Below are 17,026 nucleotides of genomic sequence, written 5' to 3'. Positions count from 1 at the left end.
AAAGTGTGAATGACATATTAGTCTTCTTTTACGAAGTCATTCACTAATGCAGAGAATTCAAGTGATTTCTCAATTTGTACCCAGTGACCACATTTTCCGAAGATATGTAAATCAGAGTTTTCAAGTAGATTGATTAATCGATATGAGTTTTCTACTGGAACAACTTTATCTTCACGTCCATGAACTAATAAAGTTTTATGTTTGATTTTCTTAATTTCTTTGTCTGGGAACGATAAGTTATCCGCAGAGCTTTGGCGTGGATGTGGGAACATTGAACTGAATGCTTCATGGAAGCCAGGCTCTTGACTTGCTTCATGACGAACAGTAATTAATTCTTCAGTCGCAAATTTTTTGTCATAAGCGAATAAATCAATTAACTCAGCCATATGTTCTCTTGTTCCTTTGTAACCCCAAACTTCGTTCAGTCCGTATGGCATATCCATTTCAACACCCATAGCACCCATTAGAAAAAGAAAACCTTCTAGCCCGTGATTTCCAAAGTCATGGTTACATGTTGGGTAATAAGTTACTAACGCAGGTATATTTGCAAACACAAATGAAATTTACCGCGAAGCTGGTCTAGTACTTAGCAATATTATTCAAAGAACAAATGAAAGTGCACAAATCACTGCGTTCAAGGGAACAGATGTCCTCTACGTCCATAAGATGAACGGTCCATATTACTCAGATATCAATACACAAATTGGAATGAAAAATCCGGTACATGCAACCAGTACTGGTAAAGTGCTTCTCGTTTATTCAGATGAAGAAACAATTGAGAGAGCGATTAACCTTCCACACTCTGCTTTCACAGAGCATACAATTACAAATCCGATTCAATTGAAGAAAGAATTATCAAAAGTTCGTAGCCAAGGGTATAGTTTTAGTGTGGCTGAATTAACTGAAAGTAATTATCCACTGACTCTCCCAGTTTGGAATTATGAGAATGAAGTTGTCTGCGCCCTTTCTATTGTTGATCCTCTAACTCGTATGAATAAAGATAAATTAAAAGACTATATGCGGATCTTACGTCACGGTGCCCAAGAAGCTTCAGAAAGATTAGGCTATGATGGTTAAATAATAAAAAGCGACACAGTAATTGAGTTAGGTTCAATTACCGTGTCGCTTTTCGTATCTTATATAGTAGTAATTATTTTTTGTACAAAAAAAACCAGAGGTAAAAACCTCTGGTTTAGAGTGTATAAAGTTAAATAATCAGAGATTATTTTACTTCTACAGCTCCTCCAACTTCTTCGATTGCAGCTTTTAATGCTTCTGCATCTTCTTTAGATAATCCTTCTTTGATTACTTTTGGAGCGTTATCTACTAATTCTTTAGCTTCTTTAAGTCCTAAACCAGTTGCTTCACGAACTGCTTTGATAACTTTGATTTTAGCTGATCCAGCTGAAGTTAATTCAACGTCGAATTCAGTTTGTTCTTCAGCAGCAGCTTCACCAGCGCCACCAGCAGCAGCTACAGCTACAGGAGCAGCAGCAGATACACCGAATTCTTCTTCGATTGCTTCTACTAATTCGTTTAATTCTACAACAGTTGCTGATTTGATATCTTCAATAATTTGTTCAATGTTTAATGCCATGATTTGTTTCCTCCGTTTTATATGTGTTTTTTTATTTATTGTGCTACATTAAGCAGCGTCTTTTGCTTCACCAACAGCTTTAAGCGCATAAGCCATCTTGCGAGCAGGATTCATTTGTGATAATACTGAAGCTGTATTGCGCATTGGAGCTTCCAGTACAGATAGTAACATAGATAATAGACCTTCGCGACTTGGTAATTTAGATAATGTTTCGATTTCAGCTACTGAAGCAACAGCACCTTCAATTAATCCACCTTTGATTTCTAATTTCTCTAAATCTTTTGCGGCTTCAACGATGATTTTAGCTGGAGCAACAACATCTTCAGAATGGAAAGCAATCGCAGTAGGACCAGCGAAAACTTCATCTAAACCTTCAATACCTGCGTCTGCAGCTGCTCTACGTAAGATTGTGTTTTTCACAACTTTCATTTTCACGCCTGCATCACGTAAGTTTTTACGTAATTCTGTTACTTCAGTAACGTTAAGACCTAGGTAATCGATAATTACAACACCTGCAGAACCTTTAAGTTCTTCAGTGATTTCTGCAACTTCGTTTTGTTTTTGTTCAAGAGTCACTTTTCTTTTTCCCAATTAGTTCACCTCCGTCATTTTGGTATAGAGAGTATTTATTGATTATTTTATCCAATAAAAAAACCCCCATGTCACCTTAGACATAGAGATACATTCCTGTTGTTTATCACTTAGGAACTTCCTCGGTAAGAAATTAAGGCATTTGCCACTTACTGTCTTCGGTCGTTTAACACATAGAACATCATAATGGATACCGACTGTGTTGTCAACACTTTTTATTAATGTTTTTAACTTTTTTCTTTGAATCTGTTTTCATTTAGATAATATTTCCAATTATTACCTGAAAATATTAGTCAGCCTCTAAAAGAATGCCCCTTTATTATAAAAAAAGAGCTTAGAAAATGAAGACTTACTTCAAATTCTAAGCTCGTAATTATTTATGTTAAAATTGATTATTCCATTCCTGGAGCGTCAATTTTGATACCAGGTCCAAAAGTAGTAGACAATGTTAAACTTGTCATGTAAATACCTTTAGCTGAAGCTGGTTTTAAACGAACGATTTGTTCGTGTAATGCGTTAAAGTTTTCTTTTAATTTAGCATCATCAAATGATACTTTACCGATTGGAACATTAACGATTCCTGCTTTGTCAGCACGGTAAGTAACTTGACCTGCTTTGATGTCGTTAACTGCTTTAGTAACATCTTGTGTTACTGTACCAGTTTTAGGGTTAGGCATTAGGCCTTTTGGTCCTAATACGCGTCCTAGACGACCAACTTGTCCCATCATGTCAGGTGTTGCTACCATTACGTCGAAGTCTAACCAACCACCGTTGATTTTTTCGATTAGGTCTGCTTCACCAACAAAATCAGCACCTGCTGCTTCTGCTTCTTTAGCTTTATCTCCAGATGCAATTACTACAACTGTTTGAGTTTTACCAGTACCATGTGGCAATACCATTGCTCCACGGATCTGTTGATCAGCTTTTTTAACATCAATATTTAAGTTGTAAGATACTTCCATAGTTGCATCAAAGTTCGCAAAGTCGATTTCTTTCGCTAATGCGATTGCTTCGTCTGCGCTATAGAAATTGTTGCGGTCTACTTTTTCTAATGCCGCTTGAAATTTTTTACTTTTCTTAGCCATTTAATTTATTCCTCCTATATTTGTGGTATTAACGGTAATACCTCCCACACCCGATAGAATACGGGCTGGAAGCTGCGTTATGCTTAGCCCTCGACAGTGATTCCCATTGAACGAGCTGTTCCTTCGATCATGCGCATAGCAGCTTCTACATCTGCTGCGTTTAAGTCTTTCATTTTAATTTCAGCAATTTCTTGTACTTGTGCTTTTGTTACTGAACCAACTTTGTTTTTGTTTGGTTCACCAGAAGCTTTAGATAAGCCAGCTGCTTTTTTAAGTAAGATTGGAGCTGGTGGTGTTTTAGTAATAAAACTAAATGAACGGTCTTCATACACATCGATTACTACTGGAATAATCATCCCATTTTGATCTTGTGTTTGAGCGTTAAATTCTTTAGTAAACGCCATGATGTTAACTCCCGCTTGACCTAATGCTGGACCAACTGGCGGCGCTGGACTTGCTTGTCCCGCTGGAATTTGTAATTTGACTTGTGTTACGACTTTTTTAGCCACGAAACATTCCTCCTTGTAAAATTTTTTTCGTGATGTGGTTTACGGAGTGAGCTTCACTCCTCCCACTCAGTGTGCGTTCTTGCGCACCGAAATAGTATACCATGTTTATTCCATATTGCAAGTGCTAATCTACATTTTTTATTATTTATTATGCCAATTAGCTAAATTCTCTAACAAAATGGCATGACTTTCTTCTAAAGCGGCTTGATTGGCTTCATCATTCCCACCTAAGGCAATCAATCCTGCAGAGTCTCCTAAATATCTTTTATTTGAGAATAAATGACCTGCCTCTGGATAATTGTGTAATTCAATTTGGTTTGCCTGTTCAATAATCGCTTCACCCATTTGACTTGAATTCCACATTAAATCGTCGCCACCGGCGAAAATAATTCCTTCCCCTGTAAATTCTTCAGCTTTAATGCGAGCTGCTTCTAGACTCTCTGCTTCGCTTCCTTCAATCACACTGTCATAAATTGGTTGATATGACACCGGTGTATAGGTGATAAAGCCTGCAATCATCTGCATTGTTTCTATCATACTACCTGATTGATTACTCAAATGCGGCAATGGCTCATCTTGGTAAGACCATGAGCTGGCGTCTGCATTTTGTTGGTCTAGTGAGAAGAAATTATAAGCAGACGGTGCATATAATACGATGTGATCAATCTCTTCATAGATGGTAGCTAAGTTTAAAGTTAATTCCGCTCCTTTAGAAGCACCTAAGACTGTGATAGGACCGTCCGATTGACTATGTTCTTCGTGATAAGCTAAGACTTCTTGGTAGAAATCGAGGGGAACTTCATGAATACTTTCAGGTAATTCACCTGGTCCAAAAAAGAATAAACTGTAAACTTCGTATCCTTCATTTGCCAATTGAACCGCTAACTCATAATTGGGCGAACCTTCGGAACCCCCAAAGGTGAAGATCGCTCCCTCAGCTAAAATTTCATCTGGAACAAGATGGAAGCCATTAACATACCCTTCTTCGATTGTTTCAACTGTCATATTGGCTTGTTCTGTCTCATACAATGCTAAATTGGCTGGCTCGACATAGACACTTTCTTCATCCGTTGCAATATACTCACTATACCGATTCGTTTGAACCCAACGTATTCCGAAGATAATAACCGTGATTAGAATAGCAATCACTACAATCCGGAGTAAAACTTTTAAGATGAGTCTCATAATGTGTCTCCTACTCTCTCTTAAGAAAACTGAGTGACCTTGTTATAGTCATTTTACCATAAATGAAAGCGTATCCGAAGAAGCGCAAAAAAAGATGAACCTAGATTAGATTCATCTTTTAACTTATTTATTCGCTCTTTTAGCTCGTTGTTCTTTTTGTAGTCGGAACAGTTGAACGAATCCAACGGCACTAATCACAAAAAGGACTGCAGCTACATACATGACGATATTACTTTTATATTCAAAGGATGAAAACGGACTATGTTTAATAAATATTCCTAGGATAGCCCATAATGCTACTGGCATAATCATCTCATTACCTAACTTTGTATAGTAATAAGCTGAAAGTGCTGCCACAACAATCATTAACGCAACCGTCCAAATAATACCTATTGTACCGGTTAAATCAACACCTTGACTTACAGTATAAGTAGTTAAGTTAGCCATACTCGCCACTAATAACCAACCAAAATGTAGACCCATTGAGTATTTTAAAAACCAAGGGTTTTCTCTTAATGTGGGTGTAGCACTAATAGCTTCAACACTTTTCATAATTCTAGTTGTGTATAATAAAATAACGATCAGTGAAGCAAGTAACCATTCATTACTCCAACAAATAATCCAGACAATGTTTAAAGCAATCCATTCTATCATTCGCGGTAGAATCAATTGACGGTAAAGCGCACCGAAACGATCTCCTTTTGGACGGATAAAATCAATACTAATGGTCAATGCCATTCCGATATAAATCACAGCCCAAATTGAAAAAGTAATGCCTGCTGGTGCAAATAAATTCACATATTTATCTGAAACTTCTGCTTGAGTTGCTGGTAAGATAATCCCTGCCGCACTCAAATAGTTCAATAATAGTAATAATGCGAAGAATACTGGCACAGCCCAACGATAATATTTATGAAATGAGTTCATATAGTTTGTACTCCTAACTATCGTGATTTAGTTGCTTACTACAGTTCTTCTTCTTTGATTTGGTTGAATTCTAATTCAGCCACTGTTTCACGACCGAACATTTCAATAAGAACTTTAACTTTCTGATGTTCTTGATTCACTTCTTCAACAACACCTGCAAGACCTGAGAAGGCACCATCTGTAATTTCAACACGATCACCCGTATTGATATTTAAGTCGATAATTTCTTTCGGTTGTTCACCGTCACCTAGAATATAGGCGATTTCTTCATCTAAAAGTGGTGCTGGTTTACTTCCGGCACCATGCGAGCCAACGAAACCTGTTACCCCTGGTGTATTACGAACGATAAACCATGCATCATCTGACATAACCATCTCAACTAAAACATAACCTGGGAAAGTTTTTTGTGTTTTAGTTTTTGGTTCGCCGTCTTTCACTTCTGTAACATCTTGTGTAGGGACAACCACACGGAAGATATTCTCCCCCATTGCCATACTATCTTTACGTAAATCAATATTTTCTTTAACTTTGTTTTCATATCCTGAATAAGTATGTAGAACATACCATGCTTTATTTGATTCCATATTGAACTCCTTTCAAAAAATTCTCAAAATAAAAAACCTACAAAACAGTAGGTTTGTTCCTTGCGTCAATTATACCATTAATCATTCAATGATTACTATAAAAAAACTATAAATCACGCTCTTTTTAATTAAACACTAAATAACCAATCCATTAGTGACGAGAATACTTCATCGGTTAATGCAAAATAAGATGCGAAAATAACGACAAAGATAACAACAATCCAAGTAAAGCGATTGACTTCTTTAACTGATGGCCAACTTACCTTTTTCATTTCGTTTCCGACTGATTTAATGTAGTTCATTCTTATCCACCTATCTACTTAGTTTCTTTATGTATTGTATGCTTATTACAGTATCGACAGAACTTTTTAAGTTCTAGACGAACAGATTGACCCGTTTGTGTCGGTGTCATTTGGTAATTGCGTTGGCCACACTCTGTACATGCCAAAGCTGCTTTTCTCTGTGCCATATGCAACCCCTCCTATTATAGATTCAACTTTACATCTCAATAAATCATAATGAAAAGTACCTACAATTGTCAAGCATTGATTGCATAAGTTCTATTATTTTTAATTTCTAAAGTTATTCAAGAGAGAATGAATCTTTTAACTTCTTCCTACATCGATCATAGGCACTTTGAACTTGCGTTTCACTGATGACTAATTGTTTCGCTATCTCTCTAACGCTATCACCTTTTTGATAATTGAAGAATACTTTACGTTCTAACGATGACAATGAATCAATAAATAAGTTATGGACTTCTTTCAATTCAATCATATCTTGAGCTGATATATGATAATGATTCTCAATTTGATCTAACACACTGATCTCATTGTGGTTTTTATTACTATTATATTCAAGTGGTAACTCTCTAATACCCCCACCACGCTTATAGGCCTGGTCAGCACGACAAAGATTAATGATTCGGTTCTTATATAATAATTTAAAGAAACCTGAAAATCGGTGTTGCTTTGCTGGATCATACATATCGATAGCTTCTAACATAATAATTTGGCCTTCTTGATAATAATCTTCTAAATCATAATTAGGGACTTTGATCTGATTAAAACAATTTTTATATAAAGGGACATATCTATTCACTATATGTTCAAAAACATCTGTATTAAATTCCTTCTTTAATCCTACAACCAACGCTTCAATGGTCATTGTCTTCATCGTTCTGTATCCTTCCTGTTTTAGAATAGGATGAAACAGATGAGGTTATGTCTTGAGGGGATTAGTCGTTTTGGCCTTCAATCTCTTCTCGCAAGCGGTCCAATTTCTCTAAGTGAGTGACGTTCCATGGACTTCGCCTTCGAATTCGAGAGTCATAAAAAGTGCTCACGTCGCTTCTAATTTGTGATTTGGCGTAATTCACTTCCATCAGTAACTCATTGGCTGATTGTCTTAGAGCACCTTGTTGAAAGACCATCCACTGCTCAGCAGCGTCGCTTGTTGCGACCACTACCCGAGTCAGGGCATTAATGTATTTTTTGACTGTCCGTTCAATATAACTATCTGCTGTTTCTCCTTCTTGTGTGAAGACAACAGTGACATTAAACTCCTCAAACGTTGAGGTAATTCCTGGGACAAATTGTGCATCAAACACCACAATGACCTCGATGTCTCGATACTTACGATAGTTTGAAAGTTCAAATAATAGCAAATCTCTGGCGCCTTGAATTTCGTCGCGTTTCTTTAATTGCTCTAATTCAGGCCAAGCACCAATCATGTTATAGCCATCCACGAAGAGAACTTCTTTTCTGCGCATTTTATCGCTCCTTACATCTTTGGAATACGATGTCTGGCAACTTCATAAGCAAGGATTGCTGTTGCAACACTTGCGTTTAAACTTTGCACATGTCCAATCATCGGGATAGTTACTGTACCGTCTGCATTTTTTAGAATATTTTGTGATACGCCTTGCCCTTCGTTACCGATAACAAGTGCAATCGCTCCTTCGCTGTTCCAAGTTCGCATATCTTCGCCTTCCATAGCTGTCGCAAAGATCCAAACACCGCGTTCTTTTAACTCAGTGATTGTTTGAGAAAGGTTCGTTACGCGAATCACCGGCACATGTTCAATCGCTCCGGTTGACGTCTTCGCAACGACTCCTGTAAGACCTACGGCGCGGCGTTTCGGAATAATAATTCCATGAACACCTACGGCATCGGCCGTTCGGATAATTGAGCCTAAGTTATGCGGATCTTCAATTCCATCTAAGATAAGGAAGAAAGGTGGCACTTCTTGTGACTCAGCTAAGTCAAACGCATCATTCAATGTCGAATATTCAAATGGTGGTACAGTGGCAACAACACCTTGGTGATTTGCATTATCTGTCATATCATCGAGTTTCGATTTGGGAACCTCTTGGAATACAATGCCTTGTTGCTTCACTAGATTTAATATATCAGTAATTGCTGGACCTGAAATTCCCTTTTGTAGAAATAGTTTATTTATTTGTGATTTTGACTCCAATAAATTGATTATAACGTGTTTTCCATACTGAAATTCGGAATCCTGTGATATTTCTTCGTTATTCTTTGATTTTTTGGGGTCGTTATTTTTTCTATTTGGCTTCGCAGACATATTATCCCTCCTGATTCTCATCGATATAATCAACGGCTGCCTGTAGAAGTACTTGTAGGCGATCAAATTTACGGCTCATATGTAACCAGCCAACAAGTGACTCAAAGCCAGTCGCTTGGCGGTAATCTCCGATCGATGCATTTTTAGCTTTTGTATTGGCTTTATTATTTCGACCACGTTTGTACATCGTAATCTCTTCTTGAGTTAAGTAGTCATCAAAAGATAACCAATGTTGCATCACTCTTGCTTGCCCACGTGCTTCGACGTATTTAACGGCTGCTTTATGTAATTTATTCGGGCTTGTTTCGCCTTTACTTAAGACATAATCACGGACAAAGACTTCATAAACAGCGTCTCCAATATAAGCTAAGGCTGCGCCGTTGAGTAAGTTTGCTTTTTCATTCATATTAATTCTCTCGTTTCCATTGTGTTCCGTGTGGCGTATCGTCTAGTAGTATTCCTTGGGCTTTTAACTCATCGCGAATTTCATCGGCACGTTGGAAATTACGATCAGCGCGTGCTTGGTTACGTTCATCGATTAAAGCCTGGATTGTCTCGTCAACTAAGTCTTCTTTCTCAAGGACTAAGCCGAAAATACTTAATAATTCATTTAATTTTTGTTTCATTTCAGTTAGAACGACTTTTTCAACTGTTTCTTCTTCAAGATAGTGATTCATCACTTTAACCAGTTCAAACACTGCTGTCATACCATTTGCCGCATTGAAATCGTCATCCATGGCGACTTTAAACGATGTTTCGATCTCATTTACTCGGTCTAACCAGTCAGAATCTTGCACTTCGGTTGTCTCTTCCGTTTGGTCAATACGGTAATTTGTACGACGTAATACCTCTCTTAAACGAGCAATATTATTTCGCGCATCCTCTAAAGCCGCATCATCATATTTCAACGGACGACGGTAGTGAACTGTTCCTAGAAGATAGCGGACAACCATTGGATCAACCGCCTCAATTAAATCTCTCAATAGAACAAAGTTCCCTAAAGATTTACTCATCTTCTCTTCATCTTGTCCAAACGTCACGAACCCATTATGTAACCAGTAATTAGCAAAAGTCTGGTCATAATGACTTTCTGATTGCGCAATTTCGTTCTCATGATGAGGGAACTCTAAGTCTTGCCCACCTGCATGAATGTCTAATGTATGGCCTAAATGTTTCGTTGCCATCACTGAACATTCAATGTGCCAACCCGGACGTCCTTCTCCCCATGGAGATGGCCAACTAATCTCACCGTCTTTAGCCTTTTTCCATAAAGCAAAATCAATTGGATTCTCTTTACGTGCAAGTTCTTCATCATTTGTTCGCTCACTTGCCCCAACACGCAATTCATCTAAAGACATATGAGACAGTTCACCGTATTTTTCAAAGGAGTCTGTTCTAAAATATACATCCCCATCTGCTTCATAGGCGTGACCTTTTTCAATTAAACGCTCATTAAATGCCACAATATCTTCTATATGATCCATGACGCGTGGATATTTATTCGCAGGTTTAATATTCAAAGCACCCGTATCTTCCATAAATGCTTCAATATATTTATTTGCCACCTCTTTAGGCGTTAATCCTTCTTCTTTAGCTGCTTTAATAATCTTATCATCAACGTCGGTAAAATTTGATACATAGTTAACAGTAAAGCCACGGTACTCTAAATAGCGACGAATGGTATCGAATGCCACACTACTTCTAGCATTCCCAATATGAATATAATTATATACAGTGGGTCCACAAACATAAAAAGTCACTTCATTCTCTTTTTGTGGTGTAAAAACTTCTTTTTGTCTAGTTAATGTATTATATAATTGGATACTCATTGTTATTGACTCCTTTATTTAATGTATTCATATCTTATCATAATTACCGCCGTTTACCTATGGAGAGAATGTGGAAGATTCTTCTGTTCAAACTTCCTATATAAAGAAAAACCACCACCTAAACGCTTGCGCTTAGTGATGGTTCAATGATTATTCGGTGTACTTATTCATTCGGTACTAAAGCAAAAGCACGAACACTAAAGCCTGGTGATCCGACAATATTCACGGGGGCGACAATAATTACGGCTCCTTGAGTCGGTAATTGATCTAAATGATTCATCACTTCGACCTGATACTTATCTAAAGCCAACCAGTAATATTCTGCAGGAAGAGACCCCGCGCGAGCATAATCGACACCACTATCTGTATCTAAAGTCTCATGTCCAATGGCAGTCACTTGACGTTCCTTATGTAAATATTCTAAAGCCTCCACTGACCAACCGGGCGTGTGACTCACACCTGACTCATCTTTATTATAGAAAGCATTGTGATCTTCCCAACGTTTAGACCAGCCACTTGAAAAGGCCACAAAACTTCCAGTTGGAATCTGCCCATGCTCTTGTTCATAGGCTTGAATATCTGCTACACTCACTGTGAAATCAGCATCCACTTCGACTTTCTCTTCAAAATGCAACACATATAATGGATGAATCAACTCATCTACAGTTAACTCGTCTAAAGTACGCTTGCCTGTCGCAAAATGAATCGGCGCATCAATATGGGTACCGTATTGGCTTGGTAATGTATATTCTTTAGCATAAAATCCATCTGGATCAATATTAAAGATGACTTTCTCCGTTAAAATTTCTAAGGCTGAAAACTTTGGAATCTCATTTGAGACAGGATGGCTTAAATCAACTCGCTTAGCACTTAATAATAGTTGAGCGAAATCAGTTTGAGTCATAGTTTATCCCCACACTTCTTCAGCGACCGATTGAACTAAACGAATCTTATCCCATTGTTGTTCTTCTGTTAAGATATTCCCTTCTTCTGTTGAAGCAAAACCACATTGTGGACTTAGACATAAGCGTTCTAAGGGAACAAATTCTGCCGCTTCATGAATACGTTCAATTAATGTTTCTCGGTCCTCTAATTCGCCATCTTTTGATGTCACTAAACCTAGAACAACATATTTGTCATCCGATACATGCTCTAATGGTTCAAATCCACCCGCACGGTCTGTATCGTATTCTAAGAAATAAGCATCGTAATTTCCTCGGTCAAATAAAGGTTGTGCAACTTCATTATAACCACCTTCAGTTGCCCACGTTGAGTGATAATTTCCTCGACATACATGGGTATTAATAACTAAATCTTCCGGTGCACCTTCTAAAGCTTTATTATTGGCAGTAATATAAAGTTCTTTTAATTTTTGACGAGTTTCAGCTTTTTCTCTTTCTTCCTTATTATCTGAGTTTAACTGTAATTTAGTAGATACGCCTTCAGGGTTCTCTGACACAATCATCCCCCATGTACAGTCATCTAATTGAATTGTACGAGCTCCAGCGTCATATAAATCACGAATAACTTGTTGGTAAGCTTTTGCTACATCGTTAACTAATGCTTCTTCACTAGAATATACTGCTTGAGTGGCTTCAATGTTTTCTGGGCGATATAATTCAGCAAGTAATTGAGCTGGTGCTGGGAAAGTTTGTTTTGCTTCAATACCTTCGGACACATGATCACGAACAAACTTAAAATCCTCAACAAACGGATGATTTTCACCTGAAACTGGTCCTGATAATCGAGCTGTTTCGGCACGAGTATACTCACCGTGGAATTGATAACCACCGTCGTTAACTTTTTCAACCCCGTTTAAGCCCCAGAAGAAATCAAGATGCCACCAACTACGGCGAAACTCACCATCTGTCACTGCTTTAAGTCCAACTTCTTCTTGTTTTTTGATTAATTCAATAATGAATTTATCTTCAACGTCTTTTAACTCTGCTTGTGTAATTTTTCCTTCAGCAAACTTTGCTCTAGCTGCTTTTAACTCCTCTGGTCTTAAGTAACTTCCTACAACATCATAGCGAAATGGTGAACGTGTGCGTTTTGTAAAAGTAGTCATGTGTGTTCCTCCTAATATTTTAAAATAATTTAATCAAAGAATTTATGGTAATAAAAAAATCCGCCCCTTTGTTATAAAAACAAAGGGACGGATTATCCGTGTTACCACCCTAATTTACAATCGTTTTACAACGATTGCCTCAACAATGCCAGACAAACTAACTCTATCTGAGATTCGGCAATATAACGGTTGCACCCGTCTAGATAGCGTTAACCATGCTAGCCACTTAGAGCTCATCTTCCTTACCTTTAACTAGACCCTTTCTCACCAACCGGGCTCTCTTTACATGTCTTCAGTAAGTACTCTTCTCTTCGATATGTTTCTTTAAATCTTGATTAGTATTTGATTATAATTTAACTCTTAAATAAGAATAAGTCAAGCAAAATCTTTTCAATATCTCATAATTGTTTATAAAAGCTTTGTGAATAGTCATATTTTCGTTCAAGCAAAGAATTCATTGTGCCATGGGAACTTCTTCAGCTCTTTACAAAAATCTTTTTTTGTAAAAGAACTTACGATTCGACTACCTATTGATTCTGTAACTCACTTCGTTCGTACAGAATCTAATGCGGTAGTTCGTCTTTTGCATGGCTCATGAATTCCTTGCTGTCACTTCAATATGTTGAAGTGTATTCTAATAAATACGCATCTTTTCACTCCATCAGGGAATTCATTGAAGCCATGGGAACTTCTTCAGCTCTTTACAAAAATCTTTTTTTGTAAAGGAGCTTACGATTCGACTACCTATTGATTCTGTAACTCACTTCGTTCGTACAGAATCTAATGTGGTAGTTCGTCCTTTGCATGGCTCATGAATTCCCTGCTGTCGCTTCAATATGCTGAGTAGTAATTTAATGAAATATACTATTTAAAAATAATTATGACAGAGTTAGTTTATGAAAGTGAGAAGGGTGAGGTACCGTAGTAACAGGACGACTGGACGCACTTGAAACCGTTGGAGCAGAGCGACGTAAGGGGTCAGTAGGACAGCGAGGCGGAAGATCAATCACTCGACGAAAGTCGACGGGATTAGCTGAAGGCGTTCCACTACGGTCACCGAAGACTTCTCACTGGAATAAACTTAACGAACCTTTTTACTTACCCAAACCGATGTTATATCTCTCAAGTTAATTGACTCGTTTATGGAAGTGAGAAGAGTGAGGTACCGTAGTAACAGGACGACTGGTTGCACTTGAAACTGTAAGAGCAGAGCGAAGTAAGGGTTCAGTAGTACAGCGAGACGGAAGATCAATCACTCGACGTAAGTCGACGGGATTAGCTGAAGACGTTCCACTAAGGTAACCGAACCCTTCTCACTGGAATATATGAAATAACTTCAAAATAAAAAGGACCCGACAGCGTCGGATCCTTGTATTAAAAATATGCTTAATTCATTTGAGTTTTCACTTGTTTAATGTGATCTAACGCTTTTTCTTTACCTAAAACTTCAATCACGCTTGGTAAGTCTGGACCATGCATTTGTCCGCTGACAGCGATACGAATAGGCATGAATAACTTGCGACCTTTAACGCCAGTTTCTTTTTGAATCTCTTTCGTTAACGGTTTAATGTTTTCTGAAACAAACTCAGCTGCTGGTAAAGCCTCTAATTTCTCAGCCATTGCGTCGATAACAACAGAAGCAGTCTCTTGACTTAACTCTTCTTTCGAAGCTTCGTCAATGTGTAAATCATCATTGAAGAATAAACTAGATAAATCAACGATTTGTGCCCCATATGACATTTCGTCGTGATATAAGCTCACTAATTTACGAGCCCATTCGATTTCTTTCTTATCAGGCTCACCATCAATTAAACCAGCTTCTTGTAAATGAGGTAACGATAAATCAACAATCTCATCTAAGCTTGCGGCTTTAACGTAAGTATTATTAATCCACTCTAATTTCTTCGTGTCAAACGCGGCTGGAGAGGTTGATAAACGATCAACATCAAAGATTTTGATAAATTCTTCTTTAGAGAAGATTTCATCTTCACCTTTTGGTGACCAACCTAATAACGTAATAAAGTTAAACATTGCTTCTGGTAAGTAACCTAAACGGCGGTACTGTTCGATGAATTGTAAAATTCCACCGTCACGTTTACTTAATTTTTTGTTCGTTTCACTGTTAACAATTAATGTCATGTGACCGAACTTTGGATATTCCCAACCAAACGCATCATAAATCATCATTTGTTTTGGTGTGTTCGCAATATGGTCGTCACCACGTAAAACGTGAGAAATTTCCATAAAGTGGTCATCCACAGCAACAGCAAAGTTATAAGTAGGCATACCATCTTTCTTTTGAATAACCCAGTCACCTGAGATATTTTTTGATTCAAAGCTTACTTTCCCTTTAACCATATCTTCAAATTCATAGACTTCGTCTGCAGGAACACGGAAGCGAATCGCTGGAACGCGTCCTTCTGCTTCAAAAGCGTCGCGCTCTTTTTGAGTTAAGTTAGAATGTTGACCGCCGTAATGTGGCATTTCTCCACGTGCACGTTGTGCTTCACGCTCAGCTTCTAACTCTTCTTCAGTCATATAACATTTGTATGCTTTATCTTCTTCGATTAATTGATCGATTAATGGTTGGTAAATGCTTAGTCGTTCAGATTGACGGTATGGACCATATTCACCCGGGTTTAGTGGGGATTCATCCCAATCAATACCTAACCAGCTTAAGTTATCTAACTGGCTTGCTTCACCATAATCTAAGTTACGGCGAGTATCTGTATCTTCCGTTCTAATTATAAATTCTCCCCCGTTATGGCGAGCAAATAAATAATTGAATAACGCTGTACGCGCATTCCCAATATGTAATTCTCCTGTTGGACTTGGTGCATATCTTACACGAATTTTAGAACTCATTCGATTCAAACTCCTTTTATAATTAATTTAATTTTATTTACTTTCAATTCTACCACTTGAATGTGTAGGTTTTGCGAAAATCATACGACCGGCTGCTGTCTGAATAGTACTTGTGACTACAACAGAAATTCGTTCATTCATAAAGTGCTGACCTTCTTCTACAACAATCATTGTACCATCTTCTAAGTAGGCTACCCCTTGCTTACGTTCGGTACCCGCTTTAATCACTAATACATCTAATTCCTCGCCAGGGATTAATACAGGTTTAACTGCATTCGCTAATTCATTGATATTAAATATTGGAATTGCTTGGAATTCAGCCACTTTATTCAAGTTGAAATCATTCGTCACAATCGCTGCATCAATTAATTTAGCTAAGCGAACAAGTTTACTATCGACTTCATCAATATCTTCGAAGTCACCCTCATAAAATTCAATCGGTACTACTTCATTTTTCTGCAATTCATTCAATATGTCAAGTCCGCGGCGTCCTTTTGCGCGTTTTAATGAATCAGCAGAATCAGCAATATATTGTAACTCTTGAAGAACAAAGTTTGGTATCACTAACACACCTTCTAAGAAGTTTGTGTGAACGATATCCGCGATCCGCCCGTCAATAATAACACTCGTATCGAGTAATTTATACTTTCTAAACGTCTCATCTGCCTTACGTTCTAACACTTGATTGTCTGAGCTTTCCTCTTTTTCGACTACTGGCTTGCTAAACTGACCAATGAAATTACGCCACTCTTCTTTACGACTAGTTGCTGTATTATAACCTACTAAGGCAAGTGTCACTGATAATACGACGGGTAAAACTTCTGAAACAAAAGGAATATTTAATGATGCAAAAGGCAGAGCAATTAAATACCCTAAGATTAAACCGATTAAAATCCCAATTAAACCTAAAACAAGGTTTGAAATTGATAATTGATTAATTTTTTCCATAAGTCGTTTCACTGATTTTTCTATTAGTGGGGCTGTCAATGTACCCAATAAAATGAATAATAGACCGAAAATAATAGCATTAATATAAGGATTACTTAAGTAACTTAAACGAATATTTAAATTAGCCCACAAATGCGGACCAACAGATACCCCAAAACTTAATCCAATAATAATGGATAAAAATATAATAATTCTCTTATACATTATGTCACCTCCTAATCATATTTTGACTCTTAATAATCTTACTTT

General features: G+C 37.5%; 20 protein-coding genes and 2 other annotated features. Of the genes, 1 reads left to right on the top strand and 19 read right to left on the bottom strand.

The features are described from left to right. Positions 1-17: 17 nt before the first annotated feature. Complete coding sequence (locus tag ACFO5Y_RS03290) at positions 18-554, bottom strand: alpha/beta fold hydrolase (protein WP_197104050.1); 537 nt, start codon at positions 552-554, stop codon at positions 18-20. Here ACFO5Y_RS03290 and ACFO5Y_RS03285 point away from each other — a divergent pair. After that, positions 541-1,077 (top strand): IclR family transcriptional regulator, encoded by a 537-nt coding sequence (locus ACFO5Y_RS03285; RefSeq protein ID WP_465269118.1) that lies wholly within the window; start codon positions 541-543, stop codon positions 1,075-1,077. The two genes, ACFO5Y_RS03290 and ACFO5Y_RS03285, sit on opposite strands and share 14 nt — an antisense overlap. Before the next feature lie 145 nt (positions 1,078-1,222). Here the strand turns inward: ACFO5Y_RS03285 and rplL are convergent, their stop codons facing one another. From rplL to ACFO5Y_RS03195, 18 genes are all read right to left on the bottom strand, one after another. Next, a complete protein-coding gene (rplL, locus tag ACFO5Y_RS03280; RefSeq protein WP_138404221.1) occupies positions 1,223-1,597 on the bottom strand; it encodes a 50S ribosomal protein L7/L12 in 375 nt (124 codons plus the stop codon). Positions 1,598-1,645: 48 nt separating this feature from the next. Beyond that, positions 1,646-2,188, bottom strand: a complete 543-nt coding sequence (gene rplJ, locus ACFO5Y_RS03275) for a 50S ribosomal protein L10 (protein WP_138404222.1) — start codon at positions 2,186-2,188, stop codon at positions 1,646-1,648. A 48-nt stretch (positions 2,189-2,236) separates the two neighbouring features. Further along, positions 2,237-2,368, bottom strand: a sequence feature (ribosomal protein L10 leader region). Between the two features lie 212 nt (positions 2,369-2,580). After that, complete coding sequence (rplA, locus tag ACFO5Y_RS03270) at positions 2,581-3,273, bottom strand: 50S ribosomal protein L1 (RefSeq protein ID WP_197104052.1); 693 nt, start codon at positions 3,271-3,273, stop codon at positions 2,581-2,583. Between the two features lie 83 nt (positions 3,274-3,356). Then, positions 3,357-3,782, bottom strand: a complete 426-nt coding sequence (rplK, locus tag ACFO5Y_RS03265) for a 50S ribosomal protein L11 (protein ID WP_138404224.1) — start codon at positions 3,780-3,782, stop codon at positions 3,357-3,359. Between the two features lie 141 nt (positions 3,783-3,923). Then, complete coding sequence (locus ACFO5Y_RS03260) at positions 3,924-4,967, bottom strand: acyl-CoA thioester hydrolase/BAAT C-terminal domain-containing protein (RefSeq protein WP_197104053.1); 1,044 nt, start codon at positions 4,965-4,967, stop codon at positions 3,924-3,926. Between the two features lie 123 nt (positions 4,968-5,090). After that, entirely contained in the window at positions 5,091-5,894 is an 804-nt protein-coding gene (locus tag ACFO5Y_RS03255) for a hypothetical protein (RefSeq protein ID WP_197104054.1), read from the bottom strand. Positions 5,895-5,932: 38 nt separating this feature from the next. After that, the gene (gene nusG / locus ACFO5Y_RS03250) at positions 5,933-6,478 is read right to left on the bottom strand and encodes a transcription termination/antitermination protein NusG (protein WP_197104055.1); all 546 of its coding nucleotides are present in this window, start codon (positions 6,476-6,478) and stop codon (positions 5,933-5,935) included. A gap of 128 nt (positions 6,479-6,606) precedes the next feature. Next, positions 6,607-6,780 (bottom strand): preprotein translocase subunit SecE, encoded by a 174-nt coding sequence (gene secE, locus ACFO5Y_RS03245; protein WP_138404228.1) that lies wholly within the window; start codon positions 6,778-6,780, stop codon positions 6,607-6,609. Positions 6,781-6,794: 14 nt separating this feature from the next. Then, on the bottom strand, positions 6,795-6,947 hold the full coding sequence (gene rpmG, locus ACFO5Y_RS03240) for a 50S ribosomal protein L33 (RefSeq protein WP_138404229.1): 153 nt from the start codon (positions 6,945-6,947) through the stop codon (positions 6,795-6,797). Between the two features lie 113 nt (positions 6,948-7,060). Continuing rightward, on the bottom strand, positions 7,061-7,654 hold the full coding sequence (locus ACFO5Y_RS03235) for a sigma-70 family RNA polymerase sigma factor (RefSeq protein WP_197104056.1): 594 nt from the start codon (positions 7,652-7,654) through the stop codon (positions 7,061-7,063). Between the two features lie 61 nt (positions 7,655-7,715). Next, positions 7,716-8,249 (bottom strand): NYN domain-containing protein, encoded by a 534-nt coding sequence (locus tag ACFO5Y_RS03230; protein ID WP_197104057.1) that lies wholly within the window; start codon positions 8,247-8,249, stop codon positions 7,716-7,718. Positions 8,250-8,260: 11 nt separating this feature from the next. Further along, positions 8,261-9,067: a 23S rRNA (guanosine(2251)-2'-O)-methyltransferase RlmB gene (rlmB, locus tag ACFO5Y_RS03225; protein WP_138404232.1), complete on the bottom strand. Its 807-nt coding sequence runs from the start codon at positions 9,065-9,067 to the stop codon at positions 8,261-8,263. Between the two features lies 1 nt (position 9,068). Then, positions 9,069-9,473 (bottom strand): Mini-ribonuclease 3, encoded by a 405-nt coding sequence (locus tag ACFO5Y_RS03220; protein WP_138404233.1) that lies wholly within the window; start codon positions 9,471-9,473, stop codon positions 9,069-9,071. Position 9,474: 1 nt separating this feature from the next. Continuing rightward, a complete protein-coding gene (gene cysS, locus ACFO5Y_RS03215; protein WP_197104058.1) occupies positions 9,475-10,896 on the bottom strand; it encodes a cysteine--tRNA ligase in 1,422 nt (473 codons plus the stop codon). 163 nt (positions 10,897-11,059) lie between these two features. Continuing rightward, positions 11,060-11,800 carry a cyclase family protein gene (locus tag ACFO5Y_RS03210; RefSeq protein WP_197104059.1) on the bottom strand — a complete coding sequence of 247 codons (741 nt, stop codon included), beginning with the start codon at positions 11,798-11,800 and terminating at the stop codon, positions 11,060-11,062. A gap of 3 nt (positions 11,801-11,803) precedes the next feature. Continuing rightward, on the bottom strand, positions 11,804-12,964 hold the full coding sequence (locus tag ACFO5Y_RS03205; protein WP_197104060.1) for a 5-methyltetrahydropteroyltriglutamate--homocysteine S-methyltransferase: 1,161 nt from the start codon (positions 12,962-12,964) through the stop codon (positions 11,804-11,806). Between the two features lie 80 nt (positions 12,965-13,044). Then, positions 13,045-13,288, bottom strand: a binding site (T-box leader). A 1,062-nt stretch (positions 13,289-14,350) separates the two neighbouring features. Beyond that, entirely contained in the window at positions 14,351-15,829 is a 1,479-nt protein-coding gene (gene gltX, locus ACFO5Y_RS03200) for a glutamate--tRNA ligase (protein WP_197104061.1), read from the bottom strand. A gap of 33 nt (positions 15,830-15,862) precedes the next feature. Further along, entirely contained in the window at positions 15,863-16,981 is a 1,119-nt protein-coding gene (locus ACFO5Y_RS03195) for a PIN/TRAM domain-containing protein (protein WP_197104062.1), read from the bottom strand. Between the last annotated feature and the right edge of the window lie 45 nt (positions 16,982-17,026).

Origin of the sequence: Ruoffia tabacinasalis (genome assembly GCF_042652985.1) — a bacterium.
Lineage (GTDB): Bacteria > Bacillota > Bacilli > Lactobacillales > Aerococcaceae > Ruoffia > Ruoffia tabacinasalis.
The sequence above is the reverse complement of the archived record's forward strand: the minus strand, read 5'-3'. Positions and strand labels throughout refer to the sequence as shown.